This is a genomic window from Prochlorococcus sp. MIT 1303, assembly GCF_001631965.1.
Taxonomy (GTDB): domain Bacteria; phylum Cyanobacteriota; class Cyanobacteriia; order PCC-6307; family Cyanobiaceae; genus Prochlorococcus; species Prochlorococcus marinus_D.
Window position 1 is genome coordinate 459,193 of record NZ_LVHK01000044.1, and the last position, 23,462, is coordinate 482,654.

A 23,462-nucleotide genomic window follows, 5' to 3' on the forward strand; every position below is an offset into this window, starting at 1 on the left:
GTCGGAGTGTAGAAATGCTTGGCGTTCTGACACTGCATCGATAGGCGTTAACACACAATTTGGTTTATCAGCTCACAGGACTGCCTAGGACGCCGAAAAGCACTACCAAGGCGATGACACCACCGAAAACGATGAGGGCGTAAAACTGAGCGCGGCCTGTTTCAAAGTACTTAAGACCTTCGCCACTTCCAAGCGTGAGTAGGCCGGTGAGATTCACCACGCCGTCAACCACCTTGGCATCCACTTCAAGCACTTCACGAGCCAGTTTGCGGCTGCCGCGTACGAAGATCTTTTCATTGATGTCATCCAAATACCACTTGTTGGCCAGGAAGGTATTGATGACAGGGAAGCGATTGGCAAATAGTTCTTCGAGATCGAGGCGGTGCAGTGCATAAGCCAAGACAGCCAAGCTGATGCCTGCTGTTGAGATCGCCACTGAAGCTCCTGCCAGTGGCAGGAATTCACTCCAGTTGAATGTTGCGGCCATTTCAAGGGCCTCCTCTGGGTTGAGCAGGCCTGCAAAGCGGCTGTTCCAGGGGGTGCCGAGTAGACCAATCAGCATCGATGGCACTGCCAAGAGTGCTAATGGCAGAGTCATGGACCAGGGTGACTCATGCAGTACACCTCCTTGATGAGGATGCTCGTCTTCACTGCCTTTGCCCGCAGCAGCAAGCAGTTCTGTTTGTAGGTTTTTGTCGTCTCCGCGGAATGGCCCTTCAAATGTGAGGAAGTAGAGGCGGAACATGTAGAAGGCCGTCATCCCTGCTGTCAGAAAGCCCACAACCCAGAGCAATGGGAAGGTGGTGAATGCTTGTCCCAGAATTTCGTCTTTGCTCCAGAAGCCTGCTAAAGGGGGAATACCGCTGATGGCAATGCAGCCGATCAGGAAGGTGATGGCGGTGATCGGCATTTTTTGGCGCAGGCCGCCCATCAGCCGCATGTCTTGGGCCAGGATGGGTTCGTGACCAACAACGTCTTCCATGGCGTGGATCACTGAACCTGAGCCAAGGAAAAGCATGGCCTTGAAAAAGGCATGGGTCACCAGGTGGAACATTCCTGCTACGGGAGCGCCGCAGCCCATCGCCAGCATCATGTATCCAAGTTGAGACACCGTGCTGTAAGCCAGTCCCTTCTTGAGGTCCATCTGGGTGAGCGCGATGGATGCTCCCAGAAAACAGGTGATCGTGCCTATCACGGCGATCACCAAACCCACCATGGGGAACTGGCTGTAGAGAGGTTCGAGCCTGGCAACGAGGAAGACACCGGCTGCCACCATGGTTGCCGCATGGATGAGAGCAGAAATTGGTGTGGGCCCTTCCATGGCATCGGGAAGCCAAACATGAAGGGGGAATTGAGCTGACTTGGCCATCGGCCCCATGAAGACCAACAGACATAAGGTCAATGCTGCCCAGCCTGGAATGGTGCCGCTCGCGATGGCATCTGACAAGCCATTAGCGATGCCATGGAAATCAAAACTGCCCGTTGCCCAGAAGAGTCCGAGAATGCCCAGGAGCAAGCCAAAGTCACCCACACGGTTGACGACAAAAGCCTTTTGAGCTGCATGGGCGGCACCATCTCGGTCGTACCAGAAGCCCACCAGGAGATAGGAGCACATCCCTACCAGCTCCCAAAACACGTAGATTTCGAGAAGGTTTGGGCTGATGATCAAGCCCAGCATCGAGCTGCTGAATAGGGCTAGATAGGTAAAGAAACGCACGTAGCCCTTGTCGTGGGCCATGTAGCCGTGGGAGTAGATCATCACCAGCAGAGCGATGGTGGTGACCAGGGCAAGCATCACGGCTCCAAGGGGATCAATCACATAACCCATTGGCAGAATGAAACTGCCTGCGCTGGCCCAGACGAAGAGATGTTCGACAGGTGCAGCACCGGCCAGCTGCTCGGCGAGGACTGCATAGCTCAAGACGGCGGCAGCACCTAGAGAGGTGAGCAGCAGCACAGCTACAGGCTTACGCAGGCGGTTAATGGTGCGGTTGAAACTGATTAGTCCCAGGCCTGTGGCGATCGCTCCGAGTAGGGGGAACACCGGGATTAACCAGGCGAGGTCGGCGGCCGAGGTCATCCGGTCCAGGCAGGATCATGGGAGTGTAGGCAATTCAGCTCAGCAGGCCTTCCAGCTTGGAGGAGAGGAAGGCCGCGCTGCCGATGGAGATGAAGCGATGGGCATACCAGAACACTCCCACGGCGATAGCGATGCCGAGCTGGGAAGGCTTCAAAGCTTCTTGCCATAGCAATTGTTGTCGTCCATCGAGCACCGCCTTGAAGGGGATTACGGAGGTGTTTTGACGCAGTTCCTCAAAAGCATCGCCGAACCGGGCTCGTAATCTGCGGTCGCCATGCCATACAGCAAATAAGTGATGGCCGATCAGGCCTAAACAAGTCACCAGCATGAAGCTGCTGCCAATCCAGAGCGCATGGGAGAAACACCAGAGAATTTGGCCAATGGCTTGGGGATGTCTACTGATGCGGATGATCCCCGTGGCATATAGCCGTACTTTCGGCTTGAGCAAGGCTGGGATTTCTAGCAGGTTGTAGGTGGCTGGGTAGAGGAAGAGGAAACTGATGGCGGTGAGGGCCCAGATGATTGGCACCATGCCTGGCACCCCTTGCAGATTCCAGAGCCGCACCCCGTCGTAGCGATGTGCGAGGAAGTAACCGATCACCACCACAGCGGAGGGAATGCTTGTTGCGGCAAAAATCAATCGCCATGCCCTAGCCCCGATCCTGGTTTCGGCATGGCTACGTAGGGCGGCTCCACCGCTGTGGATCACAGCGAAGAGAAACAACAGACCAAGCATCACAAGGGTGCTGTGATGGAGCCCAGTGGATGACAATTGTGCCAAGCGGCAGTGGCAATAATTATCGATTCTGGCGTCCAGGCTTTTCCGCTTAAAGTTTTTCGGTTGTTGCTGCCGGGTTGGCAGGTCCTCCATGGCCGATCTGCCTTTCACACTCGATCAGTTGCGCATCCTCCACGCAATCGTGAGTGAGGGCAGCTTTAAGAAAGCAGCCGATAGCCTTTACGTCACTCAGCCGGCGGTGAGCCTGCAGATTCAGAACCTGGAGAAGCAGTTAGAGGTCTCCTTGTTTGATCGTGGGGGCCGCAAGGCTCAGCTAACCGAAGCGGGCCGACTTCTGTTGAGCTACTGCGAGCGGATTCTTAGTCAGTGTCAGGAAGCCTGCCGAGCCCTTGATGATTTGCATGACCTCAAAGGTGGATCGTTAGTGATTGGGGCTAGCCAGACGACTGGCACCTATTTGATGCCGCGCATGATTGGCTTATTTCGCCAAAAGTATCCGGACGTAGCCGTGCAATTGCAAGTGCACAGCACCCGACGCACCGGCTGGAGCATTGCCAATGGTCAAATTGATCTAGCGATCATTGGAGGCGAGCTGCCATCGGAGCTCAACGAACTTCTTCAGGTTGTGCCTTACGCCAGCGATGAACTGGCCCTGGTTCTTCCGGTGAAACATCCTTTGTCGAGGCTTGTTGAACTCACCAAGGAAGATCTCTATCGATTGGGTTTTATTAGTCTTGATTCCCAATCCACCACTCGCAAGATGCTGGATCAGCTCCTAGCTCGATCTGGATTGGATGTGCAGCGCTTGCGGATAGAGATGGAGCTCAATTCTCTTGAGGCGATCAAGAATGCAGTTCAATCTGGTCTTGGGGCAGCCTTTTTGCCTGTGGTATCGATTGAACGTGAACTAACCGCCGGCACAGTGCACAAACCGGTTGTGGTTGATCTGCAGGTGCGTCGTCAGCTGAAGTTGATCAGCCATCCTGCGCGTTACTGTTCACGCGCAGCAGAAGCCTTTAGGCGGGATGTGCTGCCAGTGTTTGCTAGTGCCGACAGCCCCATTCGTCAGAACAGGGCCGTTCTTGTAGATGGCAACGGTTAAGAGTCCACTCAGAATTGATCCGCTTCCGGTGTTACGCCCACGGAATCGTCAGCAACTCCTTTAGTAATAAATTTATTCTCTCTGATATCGGTTTGGTAGACGCAGCGGACGACGGGTTTATCGCGGATTGAACCGATATAAGCAAAGGTGTTCATGCGTTGCTTGCACTCTCTCACCTGGTTATTGGTGACTGCACCTTGTTTTTCCAGCACCGTCCAGTTTTCCCTACGAATGACACAGCCAGGCTGCAGGCTGGGCTGTGTGACAAAACTGCTTGAAGGGTTGAGTGTGGTGTACATCTCAACGTCGATGACGAAGGCGCTGGCCCCCCACTGTCGACAGAATTCAGGATCTGGTACAGCCATATCAAGCTGCTGACTGCTGGCAATGTTGCCTTGGTCGCCTTGGGTGGTGCTAGTGACAGCACTGCCGATCCCGATCCCAACGATCAGAACCCCTGCGAGTACAGCCAGGCTGGCTGTATTCAAGCGGATGCCATTGCCTCCTGGTGGGGTGGGAGGGCCAGAACGACTTGAAGGGGAACGGTCATAGCTGGAGCCATCGCTTTCATAGCGGTTGCGGCGCGAGTAGCGGTCCCCGCGGCCTCCCTCTTGGCCATAGCTCTCATGAGGTGATTGGCGGTTGTAACGGGAGCGATTCACAACAGCTCAGGGGTACGCGGGAGCCCCATGGAGTAATTCAGCACGCGGCACTCTGGGTTGTAGCTTAATTTTCCAGCCTGAAGCAGCTTGCGGATTGTTCCTTCGAGTTCTGAGCCAATTCTGCGCAGGTTGTAGTCGCTAAGTTCGCCTCCGGCATGCGAGGCCACCAAATCTGCGAAGCGTTGCTGGATCTCTTTTGTGACGGATTCTGTCCAAAGAAACTCGTTGTCAGGATCGAGATCAAGCGTGAGCTGGTCGGGGTCTGGAACGAGATCATTGTTTTCAACCCTGGCCGTGAAGATCCTGACGTGACGGGTCGTGCACTTCAATAGGGTCTCGTTCATGGCATGGACCGGTCCCGCAATGGGGCCCGCTAGAGCAAGTGAAGGGACTCTAGGAAGAGAATGGGGGAGGGCTCCTTTTAGGGTTGATGTTTACTTGTCGTGAGAAGCATGCGCGTTGCCATCGCAGGAGCAGGTCTGGCTGGACTCTCATGTGCCAAATATCTAGTTGATGCGGGACACATTCCAGTTGTTTATGAGTCTCGCGATGTGCTTGGGGGCAAAGTTGCGGCTTGGAAGGATGAGGATGGTGACTGGTATGAGACTGGTTTACATATCTTTTTTGGGGCTTATCCCAATATGCTCCAGTTGTTCCACGAATTGGGCATCGAGGAGCGTTTGCAGTGGAAAAGTCACTCGATGATCTTCAACCAGCTTGAGGAGCCTGGAACCTACAGCCGCTTTGACTTTCCTGATCTTCCAGCTCCATTCAATGGAGTGGCTGCCATTTTAGGTAATAACGATCTGCTCAGCTGGCCAGAGAAGGTTGCCTTCGGCTTGGGTCTCGTACCGGCAATGTTGCGAGGCCAGGATTACGTGGAGGAGTGTGATCAATATTCTTGGACTGAATGGCTGAGGATCCACAACATCCCTGAGCGGGTGAATGAGGAGGTTTTCATCGCCATGAGTAAGGCATTGAACTTTATTGACCCTGATGAGATTTCAGCCACTGTCATCCTCACGGCGCTCAATCGATTTCTTCAGGAAAAGAATGGTTCCAAGATGGCCTTCCTTGATGGGGCCCCTCCTGAGCGGCTTTGTCAACCGATGGTGGAGCATATTCAGTCTCATGGTGGCGAGGTTTATCTCAACAGCCCCTTGCGGGAGATCAAGCTCAGTGAAGACAGCAGTGTGGAGAGCTTTCTGATTGGAGGTGAGCCGGGGAGTGAATCTAGGAATGTTCAAGCCGATGCTTATGTCAGTGCTCTTCCTGTGGATCCGCTCAAATTGCTTTTGCCGGCCCCTTGGAAGCAGATGGAGGTGTTTCGCAAACTCGACGGATTGCGCGGTGTTCCGGTGATCAACATTCATCTCTGGTTCGACCGCAAGCTCACGGATATCGATCACCTGCTCTTCAGTCGTTCCCCTCTTTTGAGTGTCTACGCCGATATGAGCATTACCTGCAAGGAGTACGCAGATCCAGATCGTTCTATGTTGGAACTGGTCTTTGCTCCAGCCAAAGATTGGATCGGCCGTAGCGATGACGACATCATCGAAGCCACATTGGCTGAGCTCAAGAAGCTTTTCCCGATGCACTTCACAGGCGAAAAACAGGCCAAACTGCGCAAGTACAAGGTCATCAAGACACCCCTTTCGGTTTATAAGACCACCCCTGGGTGTCAGAAGCTTCGCCCGAGCCAGGAGACTCCGATCGCCAACTTTTTTCTCGCTGGTGACTTCACAATGCAGCGATACCTGGCGTCGATGGAGGGTGCGGTGCTCAGTGGCAAGTTGTGTGCAAACGCCGTGGATAGCTGTGGGGAGAAGTTATCCACGCCCCAGTCTGTTAGCAAGCCTCTCCAGGCCTGAAGAATGACTCAGATAGCGCCGGATTCGTCGATTATCAGTACTCAGGCTTGCTTGAGTCTTGATGAGGCTTATGAGGCTTGTCGGAAGGAAACAGCTCAGTGGGCGAAAACCTTCTATCTCGGCACCATGTTGCTTCCTTCGATCAAACGTAGAGCGATTTGGGCCATCTATGTGTGGTGTCGGCGAACTGATGAGCTGATGGATAGCGCAGAGGCTCAGACGCGTCCTGTTTCAGAATTAGCGAATCGGCTGGATCAATGGGAAGAACGCACTCGGGCCATGTTCGCTGGCCAGGTGCTGGATGGCCTGGATGCGGTCATGGCAGACACTCTTGAACGTTTCCCTCAGTCCATACAGCCTTATCTGGACATGATTGAGGGGCAGCGCATGGATCTGAATCAGCATCGATACGCCACCTTTCAGCAGTTAGAGCTCTATTGCTATCGAGTGGCAGGCACTGTGGGTTTGATGACCCAGCACGTCATGGGTCTTGACCCTGCATACACAACAGCCCCTTGGAGTTCTTCTCCAGAGACATCAGATGCTGCTATTGCTCTGGGAATTGCCAATCAACTAACCAACATTCTTCGTGATGTAGGAGAGGACCGTGGCCGTGGCCGTATTTACATTCCCCAGGAAGATCTCGACCGATTTGGTTATTCAGAAGCTGATTTGATGGCTGGACGTTTGAATAGTGCTTGGAAGGATTTGATGGCTTTCCAATTGGAGCGTGCTCGCGAGTGGTTTGCTCGCTCAGAAGCTGGAGTGCGCTGGCTCTCTCAAGATGCCCGTTGGCCAGTATGGGCTTCATTGCGGCTTTATAGAGGGATCCTTGATTCCATCGAACGCTTGGACTATGACGTGTTTAATAATCGGGCTTATGTGAGTCGCTGGATGAAGTTGGTTGATCTTCCTCTTTCATATCTGATGGCTCAAGCACGCTGAGGCTGGACAAACAGATTTTGAAAGAGGATTAACGCTTCAGTTCAAACAGTTGTCTTTTGATTGGCGAGGAGATCCTTCAGTTTGGAAAGTTCTCCAGCCCAGCGTGGGTCGGGTGCTTCTTCAGCAGGCGCATCACTGTGTACAACTTTGTTGGCCGATTTTCTGGCTGATCCTGGGGCATTGCCGCTTGAATTTGTACCGTTGCGGCGTGAACCACCACCGGATCCTTCGTTTGTATTACGGCGTTCAGAACGCTCAACCCGCAAGTTGTTTCCGTTGAATTCTCGGCCGTTGAACTGTTCAATTACCGCATTGGCAATTTTCTCATCATTGACATTGGCGAAGCCGAATCCACGACAACCTCCGGTTTCTCGGTCGAGAACTGCCTTGAAGCGAATCCCATCTCCAACGCTGGCCAGCTGCGTTTCCAGCTCTTTGCTTTCAAAAGTTTGCGGCAGGTTGCCGATGTAAAGGCGAACGCTCATGAAAAAGAGAGGGGAATGAGAAAAGGATGTGGATCAGGCCGATCGATGTCCTTATTGCCAGTGCAGTTAATCACAGCAAGGTTTGTTTTTGTTCCCACCAGTAAGTTGCTGCCTTAAAAGCTTGCTTTCGATTCTGTACCCGACCAAAGGCTTTTTCTTTGCAGAGATGGCGAAGCAGCTCACCTAGAGCTTGACCTTTTGGGAGTTTGAGGGTCTTTTGCAGTGCATAGCCGTCCACAGGAGGTGAGGGGTGGAACAGAGGATCATCGGCGTTCCGCCAACGCTCTAGCCACTGCATCTGGCTGATTTGCGGGAGCTGCAGGATGAGGGCTGGAAGGTCTGTTTCTAGATCGAGGTGCAATTGCAGCCGATCCAATTCGCTGAGGCTTGCAAACGCCATACCGTCGTTGCGTTCTTCCCAGTAACGAAGGAGTTGGCAGCGCTGACATTGTCGTCGGCTGAAGCGCAATGCGCTCAGCCCCTCATTGCTGAGCAGATGAGTGAGACGAGCCAAGGGAAGCGCAACAGCTTGCTCTTCAGGTTTGAGGGATTTGGCAACCTTTAAACATGGCGCTGGTCGGCTGATTCTTTCAATGGTGTTTTGCCAACAATCCAGTAGGCCAGTGCGCAGCAGCAGCGGCAGCACGTCATCGGCCCAAGGCGCAGTCACGATCCGTTGTAGTTCTGCCTGAATTCGTTCAGGAGCTGCTTGGGGCAGAAGTCTGTGGTGGCAATTGATCCACGCCAAGGTTTGCTTTTCCAAGCTGAGCTGCAGTTCGGCTATCAGTCGCAGACCGCGCAGCAACCTCAGGGGATCGTCGAGCAGGTTTTGCTCAAGTACCGCAACAAGTTTTTTTTGCTCCAGATCACTCAGCCCTCCCGTTGGGTCCACGAGCTGAGGGGTGGCCTCGAGGGTGAGGGCAATGGCGTTGAGACGGAAGTCCCGCCGCCAAAGGTCCTCTTTAAGGTTGGATCCCTCTTGGGCGGCGATGTCGATGGTCCAGCCTTTGATCACCAATCGCGCCATGTCCCTTTCTGCGTCCAGCACCACACATGTGCCTCCCAGCGTCTTGGCCAGACTGCGGGTGAGCTCTAGCGCCTTGCTGGGCACAATGAAGTCGAGATCTGGTTGCTGCTGGAGTCGGCCAAGCAGGCCATCCCGAACGGCACCTCCTACTAGGACCGTTCCAGCAGGCAGTTCTTGAATCGATAGTGGCCAGTGATCAGGATGTAATTGTTCCCAAAGGGCCTGGACCCGGATGGTGGGATCACCCTCCAGAATGGGTGCAGCAGAGCGAAGGGAGGGCATGTGTATTTGTGTCGACTGCCGCTGGGTTGATCGTTGCCAGGCCTATCACGCGGTGGAGCGGCAGCACGGGGTTGCCCATCTCAATGCGGCTCCGGATCTGGAGCCTCAGAACCCACGCATCCATATCAGTTTGATTGATTTGCCTGAAGGAGTGACAGGCGTGGAATGGGATGTACGGGACTGCGGTAGTTTTCTTTTAGATCATGGGCGCTGGAAGCGATTGTGCCCTGGTCAGGAGCTGCCTCGATGAGCTGTCAGACCGGTTCATCCTTGGAAAAAGATCAGGCTTTTTTGCTTTTGGCACTCCATAGTTCTTCAGAAACGCTTGGTGTAGCTGTTCAAGATTGCCGCGATCCCAAGACCAGTCGGCGTACTGCAACTTTCCCACTGGGCCGCGGGCTCTCACATAGTTTGCTCAATTGTGTAGAGGAGCTTTTGCCAGCAGCCTCTTGGCCTCAGTTGGCTCGCTTGGCCGTGGCTATTGGTCCTGGCGGATTTACCGGGACTCGTTTAACTGTCGTGATGGCAAGAACTCTGGCCCAGCAGCTTGGTTGTTCCCTCGATGGGGTGAGCAGTTTTGCTTTGATGGCTCCTCGGTTGGCGGTTGCGTTAAGCGATGAGCAAATGGAGCAGCCATTTTGGATCGTGAAACCCCTGCCTCGGCGAGGAACTGTGGCCGGTCGTTATCAGTTGCAAATGGCTGCAGAAGTTGGTGCTGCAAAGGTTGTTGTGGAGTTGGAATCGCCCCATCTGTTAGCAGAGGATTTCAAGGCCTTCCCTGCCCTTGATGCCCAAGATGATGTGGCTAAGGATGTGGAGCATTTACTTGAGCTCTGCGCCACTGCGCACAGTTTGGGCCAGGAGGTCGCCTGGAATGATGTGCTTCCTATTTATCCCACATCTCCGGTGGTGGTCTCGCCTTGAGGAGTTGGTGTCGTCCTGGGCCAATTGTTGTTGTAGGCCTCTTGTTCTGGCTGATTGCTGCCGGACCTTTGCGTCCTTATCGGCAGGCGCTAACGAATGGGAAGCCTCCTCAATTGATCTTGGTACTAGGAGGTGATGTTGATCGTGAGCATCTTGGCATCCGATTAGCGAGGGATTTGAATTTGCCTCTGGTTGTTAGTGGTGGTAGCAACCTGGAATATGCCCAGTGGTTGGTTCGTGAGGTGGGGATTCCTCCGAGTCAGGTTCAGCTCGACTATCGCGCTAAGGACACCCTGGGTAACTTCACGTCTCTTGTGGATGAACTGCGGTTAAAGGGCATCCAACATGTCTTATTGGTGACTAGTGAGGATCATTTGCCCCGTTCCATGGCCGTGGGTCATGTTGTGGCTGGTAGCCGAGGGATCCGCTTGACAGGCATCTCTGTCTCTTGCGCTAATCAATGTCGGGAGGAGGGGTTGCGCAAGCGGATTAGCGATTGGGTAAGGGCTTGGGCTTGGGTGGCTACAGGCCGGGATCTTAAGGAGTGGGCCCAGCGGCGCTGGCCAGAGGCACTCAGCGCTGGCGGCGGAGACGCTCTTCTGCCGAACTTAAAAGTCCTTGATCCAGCAGCGCATTGATTCTTTTTTGGAGTTCTGCGCTGGTGGCTTCCAAGTCGTGTTTACGACGGCTGGAAGGTGGGGGGATCGGTTTGCCGATCCGCAGTTGTATTGGTATGAGTCGGGGTAATTGTCCACTTTTGCCAAGGGCACGGTGGCTATTGATGATCGCTACTGGAAGTAGGGGCGTATCGCTGCGAGCCGCTAGCAGTGCGGCTCCAGGCATGGGGGCATTGACGCGGCCGTTGGCTTGGCGAGTGCCATCAAGGAAGACCCCGATGGCCCAGCCTTCGCCCAAACGGGCAGTTGCCATGCGGATGGCTTCCCTGTCACTGGCGCCACGTTTCACCGGGTAAGCACCACAGGCACGGATGATTGCTCCTAAGAGGGGGATCCGGAACAGTTCTGCTTTGGCCATGAAGGCCACAGGCCGCCCAAGAGCATGGCCAAGAAGGGGCGGGTCGAGGTGAGAACCGTGGTTGGCGACGACCACAACAGCACCTTGACGCGGAACATTTTCATTGCCAAAGGTGCATCCCCTAAATAGACCCCGGAAGATGGGAAACACCAGTAGATAGCTCACGAGTCGATAGGTGAGACTTGGCTGCGGTGTCATTAGCACCGGCATGCTTGAGCTCAATAGGGGATTGGCTTGGGTCAAAGTTCAATTCCCCAGGTCTGCAGCACAGCTCAGCTGGATGGTCGCAACTCCTGGAAGAGATCGCTTGACGAGACCACTGAGCACATTGCCAGGGCCGATTTCGACCACTGTGTTGACCCCTTGGCTGGCCATGGTATCCATCGTTTCGCGCCAACGGACGCCTGTTGTCATTTGATCTTTTAGCCGTTGCTTCAGCAAGTTGGCATCGCAGGTTGGGATTGGATCGGCATTGCAGAGAACGGGGACACGGGCGTCTTTGAAAGTCACTTGATCCAGTTCAGCTGCAAATTCTGTGGCCGCTGTGGCCATAAAAGGCGAATGGAAGGCTCCCGAGACTGGCAACGGAATCGCTCGCTTGCAGGTCAGCTGGCTGCTGACCTTGCTAACAGCCTCTGGGGTGCCGGATAACACCACCTGTGCAGCACTGTTGTCATTGGCGATCACGACTCCTTCTGTGTCTGCTACCAGAGCTTCTAGCTGTGTGCGGTCAAAGCCCAATATGGCTGTCATGGCCCCACCACCGGCTGAGGCCATCAGTTCTGAGCGGCGTCGCAGCAGCAGCAGGGCGGTGTTTACGTCAAAAACCTCAGCCGCGTAGAGGGCTACAAGTTCACCCAGGCTGTGCCCTGCGATCAGCGATGCCTCACGACCCTGCCTGCGCAGTTCATCTACCAGTAATGATTCAACGACAAAAAGTGCCGGTTGGGTATTGCGGGTGTCATTGAGGTCGGCCGGGTCATGATTGGTTTGGTCGCTACCACGGCAAATCGCAAGGAGATCACGTCCCATTAGTCGAGAGGCGAGGGCAAAGCGCTCTTCGGCATCGGGCAAGCTGATGATCGGGTCAGCCATGCCCAGCTTTTGTGAGCCCTGACCAGGGAACACCCAAGCAATCGACATCAGAATGCTATAGCGATTTAGCGGGAGCCTAGATGGGCCCTTGCCAGCGGACTAACGCTGCACCCCAACTGAGACCAGCTCCAAAACCGCTGCTTGCGATCAGTTGACCAGGTTTAATTCTCCCGTCTTGTACGGCTTCATCAAGCATGAGTGGGATGGTGGCTGCCGATGTGTTGCCGTACTCAGCCAGGTTGCTGAGCACCTTGGCCTGCGGAATGGCGAAGCGATCCCCTACAGCGTTGAGGATGCGTTGATTGGCTTGATGAAGCAGGAGCCAGTCCAGTGACTCCGGGGCTGTGTTGGTGGCTTTGAGAAGGGTTTGGAGGATGGCAGGTACTTCTCGGACAGCGAATTTGTAGACCTCCTGTCCGTTCATCTGAATTGGCTTAAAACCGCCTTGCTGATGGCTGTTGCCCGCTACCAGGGATAGATAGTTTTGAACTTGCGGCAGGTTGAGGCAGTCGCCGCGGCTGCCGTCAGATTTCAACTGAAAGCCCAGCAGCCCGTTCTGAGCAGCACTCGTTGCTTCCAGAGCAACAGCGCCGGCTCCATCGCCAAACAGCACACAACTGCGACGATCGTCCCAGTCGACCCAGCGGCTTAGTTGGTCCGCACCGATCACGAGTGCTCGCCGCATCGCACCAGTGCGAAGGAACTGGGCGGCAGTGATCAGGGCGAATAGAAAACCACTACAAGCGGCTGTGAGATCAAAAGCCACTGCTTGGCGAGCTCCCAAAATGGCTTGCAGTTGCGGGGCTGAACCAAAGAGATCATCAGGGGTTGATGTGGCCAGGATGATCAGATCAACACTTTCGGGTTCCCAGCCAGCCATTGTTAGGGCGTTGGCTGCAGCTTGATGGCTTAGGCCTGTCAGCGTTTCATCCGGTCCGATAACACGTCGGGCACTGATTCCAGTGCGGCTACGGATCCATGCATCGCTGGTGTCAACCCTTTGGCCGAGTTGGTCGTTGCTAATCCGTTGGGATGGTGTGGCACTGCCGCAGCCCACCAGAGCTACTCCGCTACCGATTGTGGACGTTTCAGCCAAGGGGCAAGTGGTCCAAGGTGGCGTCAGTCAATCACAGCGTTTCGGCAAAGCGCCTTTAGGCGCTTTCAACAGGTGCCTTTTGCAGTTCGGCTAAATCGTCCATGACACCATGGCTCGCTGCGGAGTGGGCTAGTCGTAGTGCACTGACCACCGATAGCGCCTTGCTGCTGCCATGGCCGATCACACAGATTCCATTCACACCCAGCAATAGTGCCCCACCATGTTCTGCATGGTCGAGGCGTTTCTTAATTCGCTTGAGGTTGCTGCGTAGGAACGCAGAACCCACCTTGCCGCGTCTGCCTCGGGGCAGTTCGGCTCGCAAGACATCAAGCAGCACGCTGCCGACAGATTCCAGGAATTTGAGGAGCACATTGCCGGTGAAGCCATCGCATACCACCACGTCGAAAGCCCCTGAAAGAACATCTCGTCCTTCGCAGTTGCCCGCGAATTGAAGCCGATGCTCTTCGCTGAGTAGCTCATGAGTGCGAATGGCTAGATCGTTGCCCTTGCACTCCTCTTCGCCAATATTCAGAAGCCCGATGCGTGGGCGAGCCACCTGGAGAACATCGCGGGAATAGATATTGCCAAGTAGGGCAAATTGGTGGAGGTAGATGGGCTTGCAATCCATGTTGGCTCCCACATCCAGCACTAGCACTGGTTGTGTTGGATCTTTTGTTGGGAATAGAGCACCTATGGCGGGACGGTCTATCCCTGCTAAACGCCCCAGTCGGAAGATGGCTGAGGCCATCATGGCTCCGGAATTTCCAGCTGAATACATTGCTAGAGCTTCGCCCTTTTTGACCAGGTCCATGGTCAGGTTGATGCTGGCGTCGCGTTTGCGGCGCACCACAGTGGCCTCTTCATCCATGCCCACAGAGGGACCGCTTGCGACAAGCTCCAGATGACCAGCGGCTGTGGCTTGGTTGAAGAGTTCGGTGAGACCAATGGCTTGGACAGCGCCTAGCACTTTTTCGGTCTCTCCGACGAACTTGATGCGTAGGGGAAGTCTTTGAATCGCTTTTAGACAACCATCAAGAATGGGGCCAGGAGCCTGGTCTCCACCCATGCCATCGACGGCAACCCAGAGCCGATCGCTATTTTTGATGTCCTCCGCTTCTGCGTTGTTTTCGCTGCTTTGTAGTCGCCGCAGGGGATCAAAAACGAGTGGCTGAAGCATGCTTCCTGCCATTGATCCAGCATTCGACACGACGGATCCAGCACTGGAAACAACTGTTCCGGCTACGTTTCCAGCGGCGGAAGCTGAGTTCGTGGCACTTCCTACCAGGCTGGTAACGGCTGCATTGCGGCGATACCAGATCACCAGACGCCTAATGGCTCTGGGGCGGGTGGTCTTGCTCCGGGGCCCGGAGGCCGTGGAGGGATCAGAGTCCTTCGGGGGCAAGGGAGTCGATGATGCGCTGGAACAGGTAGCCGGTACCTCGAGCGGTGAGGATCAGCTCGGGATTGGCGGGATCGTCTTCGAGTTTGGAGCGAAGACGCGAAATATGAACATCCACGACCCTGGTATCTACATGTCGTTCAGGTGTATAACCCCATACCTCCTTGAGGATTTCGCCGCGGCTGAAAGGCTCCCCTGAGCGGCTGACCAGTAGCTCAAGGAGGCTGAATTCCATACCGGTAAGGCGAATACGCTCATCTCCTCGGAACACCTGTCGCTTGTTGGTGTCGACTCTTAGTTCAGCCACTTGAATCACCCCTGAGTTAGGGATGCCGGCAACGTGCTCTTTCTCGACTCGCCGAAGCACGCAGCGTATGCGCGCTTCAAGTTCCTTGGGGCTGAAGGGTTTGACGACGTAGTCGTCTGCACCCAGCTCAAGCCCCGTGATTCTGTCAGCGACATCTCCAAGGGCCGTGAGCATCACGATCGGGACATCTGATTCTTTGCGAAGCTCTTGACAAACGCCATAGCCATCAAGCTTTGGCATCATCACGTCGAGCACAACAAGATCAGGCTCACAGTTGTGGAAGATATCGAGAGCTTCGTTGCCGTCACATGCAGTGACCACTTGATAGCCGATCATCGAGAGGCGGGTTTCGAGGATCCGACGAATGCTGGCCTCATCGTCGACCACGAGGATCGTCTCTTTAGATGGGCTGGTGGCCGTCATTTTTTTTCTTTGGCGGCTGCAATCAATGAATCTTAGATAAGAGCTGTTAAGGCTTGCCGGCCTTTTGGTTCATTTAAAGCCAACTTTCTTTACCTATCTTAGCAAGTGCGCACTGCTTCCGTCTACGTCTGTCAGAGCTGTGGCGCTAAGACCAGCCAGTTTTTTGGTCGCTGCGCCAGTTGCGGGACTTGGAATTCCTTGGTCGAACAGGTCGCTCATTCAACCGATGGTCGTCGCCGTAGTAACAGTTTTGATCCGGCCGTGGAACCAGCGGCGAGGCGCTCGATGGCGATGGCTTCTCTCGGGGATCAACCCGTTCGCCGTCTTGCCAGTGGCTACGACGAATTGGATCGAGTCCTGGGAGGCGGTCTGGTGCCTGGATCAATGGTGTTGGTTGGAGGTGATCCTGGGATTGGCAAGAGCACGCTGCTGTTGCAGAGCGCCACGGCTATGGCACTGCAACACTCTGTGCTTTACGTGAGTGCTGAGGAGTCTGCGCAGCAGGTGAAGTTGCGTTGGCTGCGCCTTGAGGGGGTTGCGTCGGACCTGCAGCTTTTGGCGGAAACGGACTTGGAATTGGTGCTTCAGGAATTGGAAGCACTGCGGCCTGCGGTGGCGATTATCGACAGCATTCAGGCTTTGCATGATGGGTCCCTTTCCAGTGCGCCTGGCTCTGTCGCTCAGGTGCGCGAGTGTGCAGCAGCTTTACAGCGTTTGGCTAAGCGTCAGGACACAGCATTGGTTTTGGTGGGCCATGTCACCAAGGAGGGGATGCTGGCGGGCCCCAAGGTGCTTGAGCATTTGGTCGATGCAGTACTCACTTTTGAGGGCGATCGATTTGCCAGTCATCGCCTTCTGAGGGCTGTAAAAAACCGCTTTGGAGCCACCCATGAGCTGGGGGTGTTCGAGATGCAGGGGAAGGGCCTAGCTGAAGTAGGGAACCCCAGCGAACTCTTTCTCAAAGGTGAGTCTGCCTCTGGGGTGGCCACCATCGTGGCCTTTGAAGGGACCCGTTCATTGGTGGTGGATCTGCAGGCTTTGGTGGGTGTAACCAGCTATGCCAGTCCACGCCGGACCGCTACAGGATTAGGTACCAACCGCTTGCACCAAATTCTGGCCGTATTGGAGAAGCACATGGGCTTGCCATTGTCACGCTATGACTGCTATCTGGCTGTTGCTGGCGGATTAGAAGTCGAAGAGCCTGCTGCTGATTTGGGTGTCGCCGCTGCCGTTGTTTCCAGTTACCGGGATCTCATGCTGCCAAAAGGCACAGTTTTGCTTGGGGAGTTGGGCTTAGGGGGGCAATTGCGGCCAGTGGGGCAGCTTGGGCAGCGTCTTAAGGAAGCAGTTCGCTTAGGTTTTCATCGTGCCGTAGTGCCGCAGGGCAGTGGCCTAGGCCCCATCGGCGAGGAGCTGGAGTTGGAACTACTTGAGGCTGCGAGTGTTACTGAGGCTTTGGTGATGGCCCTCGGTGTGAATCCAGCTGATGATGGCTGCTGAATGATGTTTTCGCTTTAGAAGTAGACGTCTATGTTGCTTCGGCCTGTTGTCTTCAGCCAGTTCTCAATATCTAGGTAGCCGCCGGGATAGAGCCTTACCGCTTGGGTCCATACGTCTGCAGCTCTGTCGAACAATTGATCAGCTTCGTCTTGCAGACCAGCTTCTTGCGCTGTGCGGCCGCGTTTTTCGTAAATCAAGCCCATGTTCTTTAGGCAGGAGGGCTGATTTGAGTTTTGGTCAAGGGCCCTCTGATAGGTATCAAGAGCGAGGTCCTCGTCCCCATTGCTCATATAGATGATCGCCATGTTCTTGAGGGTTTCACTGCGGTCGAAGGGGCTTTCCTCAAGCTTCAGACTCTCTTCATAGTTTTCCAGTGCCTCTGCATAGTCGCCTGCGTTCTGGGCTGATAGGCCATCGCGGTAATACACATAGGCTCTTTTGGCCTTATCGTTGATTGGCATCATCTTCACGATTAGATCGGCCATCACCGTGAAGGTCTTGTCAATGAAGTTGTCTTTGTTTTGGGTGCGTGGCACGGCGTGAATAAAGGAATCACACCATTATCCTCGCCTTATTCTGAAAAGACTGTTTTGAGTTTCTGGTGAGATCTTTGGGCTGCTGTTATGGGATGGGCTATCGGTAACGATTGTCATTAGCGTGCGGGGACATTTCACCGATCCGTGAGCCGCAACGACCGTCCATTGGCTCATCCATCCGTCGCACTCGATATCGAGGGGATGAAATGCGGCGGCTGCGTTCAATCGGTAGAGCGTATTTTGCTTGAGCAGCCCAGTGTTGCTCGTGCCAGTGTCAACTTGGTAGCCCGCACTGCTTGGCTGGATCTCAACGATCCAGGCCAGTCTCTTGATCCGATCATTGCTGCTCTGGCAGCTCGCGGTTTCTCTGCTCAGCCAAGAAATACAGGCTCATTAGAACAGCTGACGCCTTCAACGCGTGATTCCCTCGGGGCTTGGTGGAGTCAGTGGCGTCAGTTAATGGTGGCCTTGGTGCTGCTGCTGCTGTCGGTGCTTGGCCACCTTGCTGCCGGTGGACATCTTGAGCTGATGATTGTAGGGGCCTTGCCCTTCCATGCCGGATTGGCCACGGTGGCTTTGTTGGGCCCTGGTCGGCCGATTCTTGTTGGCGGAGCGCGGGCGGCTCTTGCCTTAACCCCCACCATGGACACCTTGGTGGGATTGGGCGTTAGCAGTGCCTATCTGGCGAGCCTGGTTGCTCTGCTTTGGCCTCAGGTGGGTTGGCCTTGCTTCTTCAATGAACCCGTGATGTTGCTCGGCTTTGTCTTGCTGGGAAGGTTCCTTGAGGAGCGTGCGCGTTTCCGCACTGGGCGGGCCCTCCAACAGCTGGCTCAATTGCAGCCAGATACTGCCAGGTTGCTGGCAGGTGATGGGACTATTCGTGAGGTAAGAGTCGGTGCTCTCAGGCCTGGGGAGAGGGTTCAGTTGTTGGCAGGGGATCGCATTCCTGTTGATGGCATGGTGCTGGAGGGACATTCCGCTGTCGACGTGTCCAGCATTACTGGTGAGCCATTGCCGTTGGAGGCAGCTCCAGGAATGGAGCTGACTTCAGGCAGCCTCAATCTTGAAGCCACCTTGTTGCTAGAGGTGCGACATGTGGGAGCTGAGACAGCTCTGGCAAGAATCATTAGTTTGGTGGAACAGGCCCAGGCGCGTAAGGCTCCTATTCAAGGCCTGGCTGATCGGGTTGCAGGTCGCTTTTGCTACGGCGTTGTCAGCCTGGCACTGTTGACTTTTCTGTTTTGGTGGCAACTGGGTGCACGTCTTTGGCCACAGGTCTTGCACGCTTCGGGTCAGGGGTTGGTGCATGGATATGGTCACCATGTCCCGCTTGGAGGCGTCGCTGAAACCTCCTTAGGATTGGCTTTACAGCTCGCCATCGCTGTTCTAGTCGTGGCCTGCCCCTGTGCATTGGGATTGGCAACGCCCACAGTGATCACGGTGGCTTCTGGTCAGGCTGCCCGCCGGGGGTGGTTATTTCGCGGTGGGGATGTGATTGAAATGGCAGCCTCGCTGAGGCAGGTTGTCTTCGACAAAACTGGCACTCTTACCCTTGGCCGCCCTTTGGTGGCGGGGGTTGTTGGCACAAAAAAACCTGATCAATTGTTGCAGCTAGCTGCAAGTCTTGAGCAAAACAGTCGCCATCCCTTGGCCCATGCTGTTTTGCAAGAGGCTCAAAGGCATCGGCTTGCGCTATTGCCCACTTTGGCAACCCGTACCTATCCAGGCTCCGGCCTGGCAGGTGAGCTTGAAGGTGTAGAAGGAACGGTGCGAGTCGGCACACCGGAATGGCTTCAGGCTGAAGGGGTTGATTGGACAGCTGAACTTCAGGCTGATGTTGAGCAGTCGTCTCTTCAGGGGCAATCGGTGGTAGCCGTGGCTCTGGGGGAAGAGCCTTTGGGTCTTGTGACCATTGATGATCGGCTTCGACCTGATGTGTCTGTTGCTTTGGATCGATTACGAGAGCAGGGGATGACTCTGGCCATGCTCAGTGGTGATAGACGTCAGGCGGTGGAACGCCTGGGGGAGCAGTTGGGTTTTCAACCCCATCAACTGGGCTGGCAGTTGTTGCCTGATCAGAAGCTGGAGCGCTTGCAACGTCTTCGCAAGGCGGGACTGTTGGCAATGGTTGGCGATGGCATTAATGATGCCCCAGCCCTGGCGGCAGCAGATCTTGGTATCGCTGTGGGTACCGGCACCCAGATTGCTCAGGATTCTGCTGATCTGGTGTTGCTTGGGGATCGCCTGGAGGGTTTGCCGGAAGCCCTGTTGTTGGCTCGCCGCACCATGGCAAAAGTGCGTCAAAACCTGACTTGGGCCTTTGGCTACAACCTCATTGCTTTGCCAATTGCTGCAGGATTGTTGTTGCCAGGCTTTGGGTTGTTGCTCTCCCCACCCATCGCCGCTCTATTGATGGCCCTTAGTTCAATCACCGTGGTCGTTAACGCTTTGGCACTGCGTACTACATGAGTGGTCGCCTTCTTGTTCTGGAGGGTATTGACGGCTGTGGCAAGACCACTCAGCTCCGTCACCTTGCCAACTGGCTGCCACGCAGCGGTTTGATGCCTGAGGGTGCAAGGTTGCATCTCACCCGTGAGCCCGGTGGTACGGCTTTAGGTATGGCCTTGCGCAAGTTGGTTCTTCACCCGCCTGGGGAGGCCTCTCCTGAACCCCTTGCGGAACTGTTGCTGTATGCGGCTGATCGAGCCCAGCACGTGGCTCAGTTGATCAGACCGGCGCTTGAGCAGGGGCACTGGGTACTCAGTGATCGTTTTAGTGGCTCTACCCTTGCTTATCAGGGTTATGGAAGAGAGTTGGATCTGGATTTGATTCAGCAACTCGAGCAGATCGCCACGGCTGGACTTGTCCCGGACCTAACTTTTTGGTTGGAGTTGTCTGTAGAAGAAAGTCTGGTTCGGCGGGATGCAAGATCTAACGATCGAATCGAAGCGGAAGGAGTTGATTTTTTAACCAGGGTGGCAACTGGATTTGCTGTTTTGGCTAGGGAACGATCTTGGGTGCAGTTGCAGGCGGATCAACAAGTTGAGTCAGTTAGTTCTGCTTTGGAGAGCCAGCTGAAGCACCATTTCGGGCCTTTGCAAGAGAGCATGCGATGAGCCTTGAGATTGAGTCGCGTGGGCTGTTTGAAGATTTGATCGCTCAGCCGTTGGCAGTTGCATTGCTGGAGGCAGCGTTGAGTCAGGGTCGACTGGCTCCCGCATATCTCTTTTCTGGTCCAGATGGAGTGGGTCGCAGTCTGGCGGCATTGCGTTTTCTCGAGGGCGTCAGCAGCAGTGGTAAGCCGGCCCTGCGTGAACGCCGTCGTCTAGAGGCGTTCAACCATCCTGATCTGCTTTGGGTCGAACCGACTTATCAGCATCAAGGCCGCCTGGTCCCTAAGTCCCAGGCAGAGGAAGAAGGCGTCAGCCGCCGTTCACCCCCACAGGTGCGCCTCGAACAGATTCGCGGGGTGACAAGATTCCTAGGACGACGACCTGTTGAGGCCCCAAGGGGCATGGTGGTGATTGAAGCGGCGGACTCTATGCCCGAAGCTGCTGCCAATGCTTTGCTTAAAACGCTGGAAGAACCAGGTCATGGCTTGTTGATTCTGCTTTCGGCCGCTTCTGAGCGCTTGCTCACGACAATTCGTTCTCGATGCCAACAGATTCTTTTTGCTCGTCTTGAAGGAGCTGACATGCATGCTGTTCTGGCCAGGACGAGCACAGCGGAGATGGGGTCGTCCTGGTTGGCATTGGATCAGCCGGAACTGGTTGCGATGGCCGCTGGTTCTCCTGGGGCGCTGTTGCAGCATTTTTGGTTCTGGCAGGCAGTTCCAGAGGAGTTTTGGCTACGCCTTGAAGAGCGTCCCCAAAAGCCAATGGAAGCCTTAGCTCTGGCGAGGGACCTTACTGAGGCTCTTAATGGGGAGCAGCAGCTTTGGCTGATTGATTGGTGGCAACAACATTTTTGGATCCAACGGCCTGATCCAAGACCACTGAAACGTTTGGAAAGGCTGCGTTCACACCTGCTGGGGTTTGTGCAACCCAGGCTTGCCTGGGAAGTGGCTTTGCTGGAACTGATTCCTTGCGTTTAAGCGCTGGCGCGCTCTCCTTGCTTGTTTTGTGCTTCTCTGGCTTCCCTCTCTTGACGTGCCTGGATTAGTAGGTCTTGGAACCCTTCGAGTTGTCCTCCTGTAGGCAATTCAAGGCAGTAACCAGCACCGTAGACGGTTTTAATGAAGCGGGGTTTGCGCGGATCGGGTTCCAGCTTGGTGCGCAGGTGGCGAACGTGTACTCGGATGGTTTCGATGTCATCATCAGGTTCATAGCCCCACACCTCCTTGAGGATTAGAGAAGGTGCCACGGTCTGTCCATGGCGCTGAAGTAGGCAGTGGAGCAGCTCAAATTCCAGGTGAGTGAGCCGTACGGGACGCTCAAACCAAATCGCTTCAAATCGCTCAGGCACGAGTGTGAGAGGGCCGTAGCTGAGGATCTCGTGATGAGCGTTGGTGCCCACCGGCGCTCGATCGGTGCGACGGAGTAGGGCTTTCACCCTCACTTGCAATTCTTCAAGATCAAAAGGCTTTGTTAGGTAATCATCTGCGCCTGAATTGAAGCCGGTGACCTTATCTTTTGTGCCTCCCAAGGCGGTGATCATCAAGATCGGAATCCCCGCGGTGCGCTCGTCTCGACGCAACCTCTGGCAGAGAGTTAGCCCATCTACGTTGGGAAGCATCAAATCGAGCAAAATCAGGTCTGGGGTGTACTGAAGGGCAAGAGCCTGACCTTTGATGCCGTCTTCAGCCTTCTGTACGTCAAAACCATTGTGCTCTAAATGGCTGCTTACCAGTTCACGCATGTCCTGGTCGTCTTCGATCAGCAGGATGCAAGGCTTCATTTAGATCGGAGTCCAGGAGGAATTTGAAATCATCGGGGTGCTGTGAAGTCAGCGCTTGTCAGATTCTCTCAAGATTTGCTTTGAGGTGCATCATTGGCATCTCTGTGGGGACATAGAGCCCAATCACTGAAACTCCCATGCAGGCTGACCTTTTGACTGGCTGAAGAATGCCTTAAAGGTGTCCTCTTTTTAGGAAGTCTTCCGAATCTGTCCACGCACTGTTGTGGATGCCCTCTAACAGGCAATCAAAAACCACAGCCACCGGCTGTGGATCTGAAAACTCCCCGGGCGGGATTCGAACCTGCGACCAATCGATTAACAGTCGACCGCTCTACCGCTGAGCTACCGAGGATTGCAACCCGAAGAACCTACCCTTCATCCCCGCCGACCTGCAAGGGGTTGGAGCTTTTGTCTTAGCTGATGGCCAGATTGCCAGGCTTCTACTCGGCCGTTTTCCATCCTGGCAGCCCCATCAGCATGGTCGAGTTCTTCTAGGCGATGGGTGACCCATAGGGCGGTCAGGGGTGCGTGGGAGCGATGGCAAAGCTGTTGAACTGTTGCCAAAATCCTTTGTTGGCTTGCTGGGTCTAGTAGTGCTGTTGGTTCATCCAGCAGCAGCAGTGTGGCTTCACTGGCCAGGGCGCCGGCAATTGCTAGGCGTTGTTTTTGGCCTCCGCTAAGGGTGTGAATCGGGCGCGATTCCATGGCGGCCAAACCAACCTGCTCTAGGGAATCGCTAATGCGCTGTTGGCGTTGTTTGATTGGGATGTCGCTAGGTAAATTCAGCAGCAAGTCGCTGCCGCAACTTGGCAACAGCAGTTGATGGTCAGGGTTTTGAAACACCAGAGCAGGTTTGAGCATGCAAGTCACCTGACCATGCTGTGGATGTAATAAACCGCTGATTAGTTTGGTAAGGGTGCTTTTGCCGCTGCCATTGCTACCTACGAGCATCCATAGGCCTGGTTCTGGAATTGCAAAACTGCATTGGTCCAAGGCTTTTGTGCCGCAGGGCCAAATGAAGCTCACCTGCTCAAAACTTAGGAGGGGGGCCATCTCTA

At 54.8% G+C, this 23,462-nt stretch carries 24 protein-coding genes and 1 tRNA gene; 10 read left to right on the plus strand and 15 right to left on the minus strand.

Going from position 1 to position 23,462, the window contains the following annotated elements:
• Positions 1-67: 67 nt before the first annotated feature.
• Positions 68-2,080, minus strand: coding sequence for an NAD(P)H-quinone oxidoreductase subunit 5 (locus PMIT1303_RS11325; protein ID WP_063398777.1), 2,013 nt, complete (start codon positions 2,078-2,080; stop codon positions 68-70).
• Positions 2,081-2,114: 34 nt separating this feature from the next.
• Positions 2,115-2,816 (minus strand): NnrU family protein, encoded by a 702-nt coding sequence (locus tag PMIT1303_RS11330; RefSeq protein WP_197459827.1) that lies wholly within the window; start codon positions 2,814-2,816, stop codon positions 2,115-2,117.
• Between the two features lie 133 nt (positions 2,817-2,949).
• On the opposite strand from PMIT1303_RS11330, the gene PMIT1303_RS11335 reads away from it, so the two are divergent.
• On the plus strand, positions 2,950-3,921 hold the full coding sequence (locus PMIT1303_RS11335) for a LysR family transcriptional regulator (RefSeq protein ID WP_063398778.1): 972 nt from the start codon (positions 2,950-2,952) through the stop codon (positions 3,919-3,921).
• An 8-nt stretch (positions 3,922-3,929) separates the two neighbouring features.
• On the opposite strand, the gene PMIT1303_RS11340 is transcribed toward PMIT1303_RS11335, so the two are convergent.
• On the minus strand, positions 3,930-4,583 hold the full coding sequence (locus PMIT1303_RS11340) for a DUF3172 domain-containing protein (protein ID WP_063398779.1): 654 nt from the start codon (positions 4,581-4,583) through the stop codon (positions 3,930-3,932).
• A complete protein-coding gene (locus tag PMIT1303_RS11345; RefSeq protein WP_063398780.1) occupies positions 4,580-4,927 on the minus strand; it encodes an NAD(P)H-quinone oxidoreductase subunit M in 348 nt (115 codons plus the stop codon). Before PMIT1303_RS11345 ends, PMIT1303_RS11340 begins: the two co-directional genes overlap by 4 nt.
• A gap of 108 nt (positions 4,928-5,035) precedes the next feature.
• On the opposite strand from PMIT1303_RS11345, the gene pds reads away from it, so the two are divergent.
• Both pds and PMIT1303_RS11355 read left to right on the plus strand, forming a co-directional pair.
• Positions 5,036-6,454, plus strand: a complete 1,419-nt coding sequence (pds, locus tag PMIT1303_RS11350; protein WP_063398781.1) for a 15-cis-phytoene desaturase — start codon at positions 5,036-5,038, stop codon at positions 6,452-6,454.
• A 3-nt stretch (positions 6,455-6,457) separates the two neighbouring features.
• Positions 6,458-7,399 (plus strand): phytoene synthase, encoded by a 942-nt coding sequence (locus PMIT1303_RS11355; RefSeq protein WP_011827237.1) that lies wholly within the window; start codon positions 6,458-6,460, stop codon positions 7,397-7,399.
• Between the two features lie 41 nt (positions 7,400-7,440).
• Here the strand turns inward: PMIT1303_RS11355 and PMIT1303_RS11360 are convergent, their stop codons facing one another.
• Both PMIT1303_RS11360 and PMIT1303_RS11365 read right to left on the minus strand, forming a co-directional pair.
• Positions 7,441-7,884, minus strand: a complete 444-nt coding sequence (locus PMIT1303_RS11360) for an RNA-binding protein (protein ID WP_011131367.1) — start codon at positions 7,882-7,884, stop codon at positions 7,441-7,443.
• 70 nt (positions 7,885-7,954) lie between these two features.
• Positions 7,955-9,193 (minus strand): tRNA nucleotidyltransferase, encoded by a 1,239-nt coding sequence (locus PMIT1303_RS11365; protein ID WP_063398782.1) that lies wholly within the window; start codon positions 9,191-9,193, stop codon positions 7,955-7,957.
• Between PMIT1303_RS11365 and PMIT1303_RS11370 the strand changes: the two genes are divergently transcribed.
• From PMIT1303_RS11370 to PMIT1303_RS11380, 3 genes are read left to right on the plus strand one after another with little or no spacing between them, the layout of a single operon-like run.
• Entirely contained in the window at positions 9,192-9,443 is a 252-nt protein-coding gene (locus PMIT1303_RS11370) for a Ycf34 family protein (RefSeq protein ID WP_063396730.1), read from the plus strand. The genes PMIT1303_RS11365 and PMIT1303_RS11370 overlap by 2 nt on opposite strands.
• Complete coding sequence (gene tsaB / locus PMIT1303_RS11375; protein ID WP_063398783.1) at positions 9,440-10,117, plus strand: tRNA (adenosine(37)-N6)-threonylcarbamoyltransferase complex dimerization subunit type 1 TsaB; 678 nt, start codon at positions 9,440-9,442, stop codon at positions 10,115-10,117. The genes PMIT1303_RS11370 and tsaB overlap by 4 nt, the downstream gene beginning before the upstream one ends.
• Entirely contained in the window at positions 10,114-10,755 is a 642-nt protein-coding gene (locus PMIT1303_RS11380; protein ID WP_063398784.1) for a YdcF family protein, read from the plus strand. The genes tsaB and PMIT1303_RS11380 overlap by 4 nt, the downstream gene beginning before the upstream one ends.
• On the opposite strand, the gene PMIT1303_RS11385 is transcribed toward PMIT1303_RS11380, so the two are convergent.
• From PMIT1303_RS11385 to rpaB, 5 genes are read right to left on the minus strand one after another with little or no spacing between them, the layout of a single operon-like run.
• Positions 10,691-11,362, minus strand: a complete 672-nt coding sequence (locus PMIT1303_RS11385; protein ID WP_197459822.1) for a 1-acyl-sn-glycerol-3-phosphate acyltransferase — start codon at positions 11,360-11,362, stop codon at positions 10,691-10,693. The two genes, PMIT1303_RS11380 and PMIT1303_RS11385, sit on opposite strands and share 65 nt — an antisense overlap.
• Before the next feature lie 36 nt (positions 11,363-11,398).
• Positions 11,399-12,295: an ACP S-malonyltransferase gene (fabD, locus tag PMIT1303_RS11390; RefSeq protein WP_063398786.1), complete on the minus strand. Its 897-nt coding sequence runs from the start codon at positions 12,293-12,295 to the stop codon at positions 11,399-11,401.
• Between the two features lie 28 nt (positions 12,296-12,323).
• On the minus strand, positions 12,324-13,343 hold the full coding sequence (locus PMIT1303_RS11395; RefSeq protein WP_063398787.1) for a beta-ketoacyl-ACP synthase III: 1,020 nt from the start codon (positions 13,341-13,343) through the stop codon (positions 12,324-12,326).
• Between the two features lie 55 nt (positions 13,344-13,398).
• Positions 13,399-14,745 (minus strand): phosphate acyltransferase PlsX, encoded by a 1,347-nt coding sequence (gene plsX, locus PMIT1303_RS11400; RefSeq protein WP_063398788.1) that lies wholly within the window; start codon positions 14,743-14,745, stop codon positions 13,399-13,401.
• Positions 14,726-15,472: a response regulator transcription factor RpaB gene (gene rpaB, locus PMIT1303_RS11405; protein ID WP_063396737.1), complete on the minus strand. Its 747-nt coding sequence runs from the start codon at positions 15,470-15,472 to the stop codon at positions 14,726-14,728. The genes plsX and rpaB overlap by 20 nt, the downstream gene beginning before the upstream one ends.
• 105 nt (positions 15,473-15,577) lie before the next feature.
• Between rpaB and radA the strand changes: the two genes are divergently transcribed.
• Positions 15,578-16,972 carry a DNA repair protein RadA gene (gene radA, locus PMIT1303_RS11410; protein ID WP_063398789.1) on the plus strand — a complete coding sequence of 465 codons (1,395 nt, stop codon included), beginning with the start codon at positions 15,578-15,580 and terminating at the stop codon, positions 16,970-16,972.
• Positions 16,973-16,986: 14 nt separating this feature from the next.
• Here radA and PMIT1303_RS11415 read toward each other — a convergent pair whose 3' ends face one another.
• Positions 16,987-17,508: a photosystem I assembly protein Ycf3 gene (locus PMIT1303_RS11415; RefSeq protein ID WP_011827224.1), complete on the minus strand. Its 522-nt coding sequence runs from the start codon at positions 17,506-17,508 to the stop codon at positions 16,987-16,989.
• Positions 17,509-17,652: 144 nt separating this feature from the next.
• On the opposite strand from PMIT1303_RS11415, the gene PMIT1303_RS11420 reads away from it, so the two are divergent.
• From PMIT1303_RS11420 to PMIT1303_RS11430, 3 genes are read left to right on the plus strand one after another with little or no spacing between them, the layout of a single operon-like run.
• Positions 17,653-19,977 carry a cation-translocating P-type ATPase gene (locus PMIT1303_RS11420; RefSeq protein WP_063398790.1) on the plus strand — a complete coding sequence of 775 codons (2,325 nt, stop codon included), beginning with the start codon at positions 17,653-17,655 and terminating at the stop codon, positions 19,975-19,977.
• Entirely contained in the window at positions 19,974-20,624 is a 651-nt protein-coding gene (gene tmk / locus PMIT1303_RS11425) for a dTMP kinase (protein WP_063398791.1), read from the plus strand. Before PMIT1303_RS11420 ends, tmk begins: the two co-directional genes overlap by 4 nt.
• The gene (locus PMIT1303_RS11430; protein WP_063398792.1) at positions 20,621-21,601 is read left to right on the plus strand and encodes a DNA polymerase III subunit delta'; all 981 of its coding nucleotides are present in this window, start codon (positions 20,621-20,623) and stop codon (positions 21,599-21,601) included. Before tmk ends, PMIT1303_RS11430 begins: the two co-directional genes overlap by 4 nt.
• Here PMIT1303_RS11430 and PMIT1303_RS11435 read toward each other — a convergent pair.
• From PMIT1303_RS11435 to PMIT1303_RS11445, 3 genes are all read right to left on the minus strand, one after another.
• Positions 21,598-22,404, minus strand: a complete 807-nt coding sequence (locus tag PMIT1303_RS11435; protein ID WP_063396743.1) for a response regulator transcription factor — start codon at positions 22,402-22,404, stop codon at positions 21,598-21,600. The genes PMIT1303_RS11430 and PMIT1303_RS11435 overlap by 4 nt on opposite strands.
• Positions 22,405-22,684: 280 nt before the next feature.
• Positions 22,685-22,756, minus strand: a tRNA-Asn gene (locus PMIT1303_RS11440).
• A gap of 23 nt (positions 22,757-22,779) precedes the next feature.
• Entirely contained in the window at positions 22,780-23,457 is a 678-nt protein-coding gene (locus PMIT1303_RS11445) for an ABC transporter ATP-binding protein (RefSeq protein ID WP_063398793.1), read from the minus strand.
• Positions 23,458-23,462: the final 5 nt, after the last annotated feature.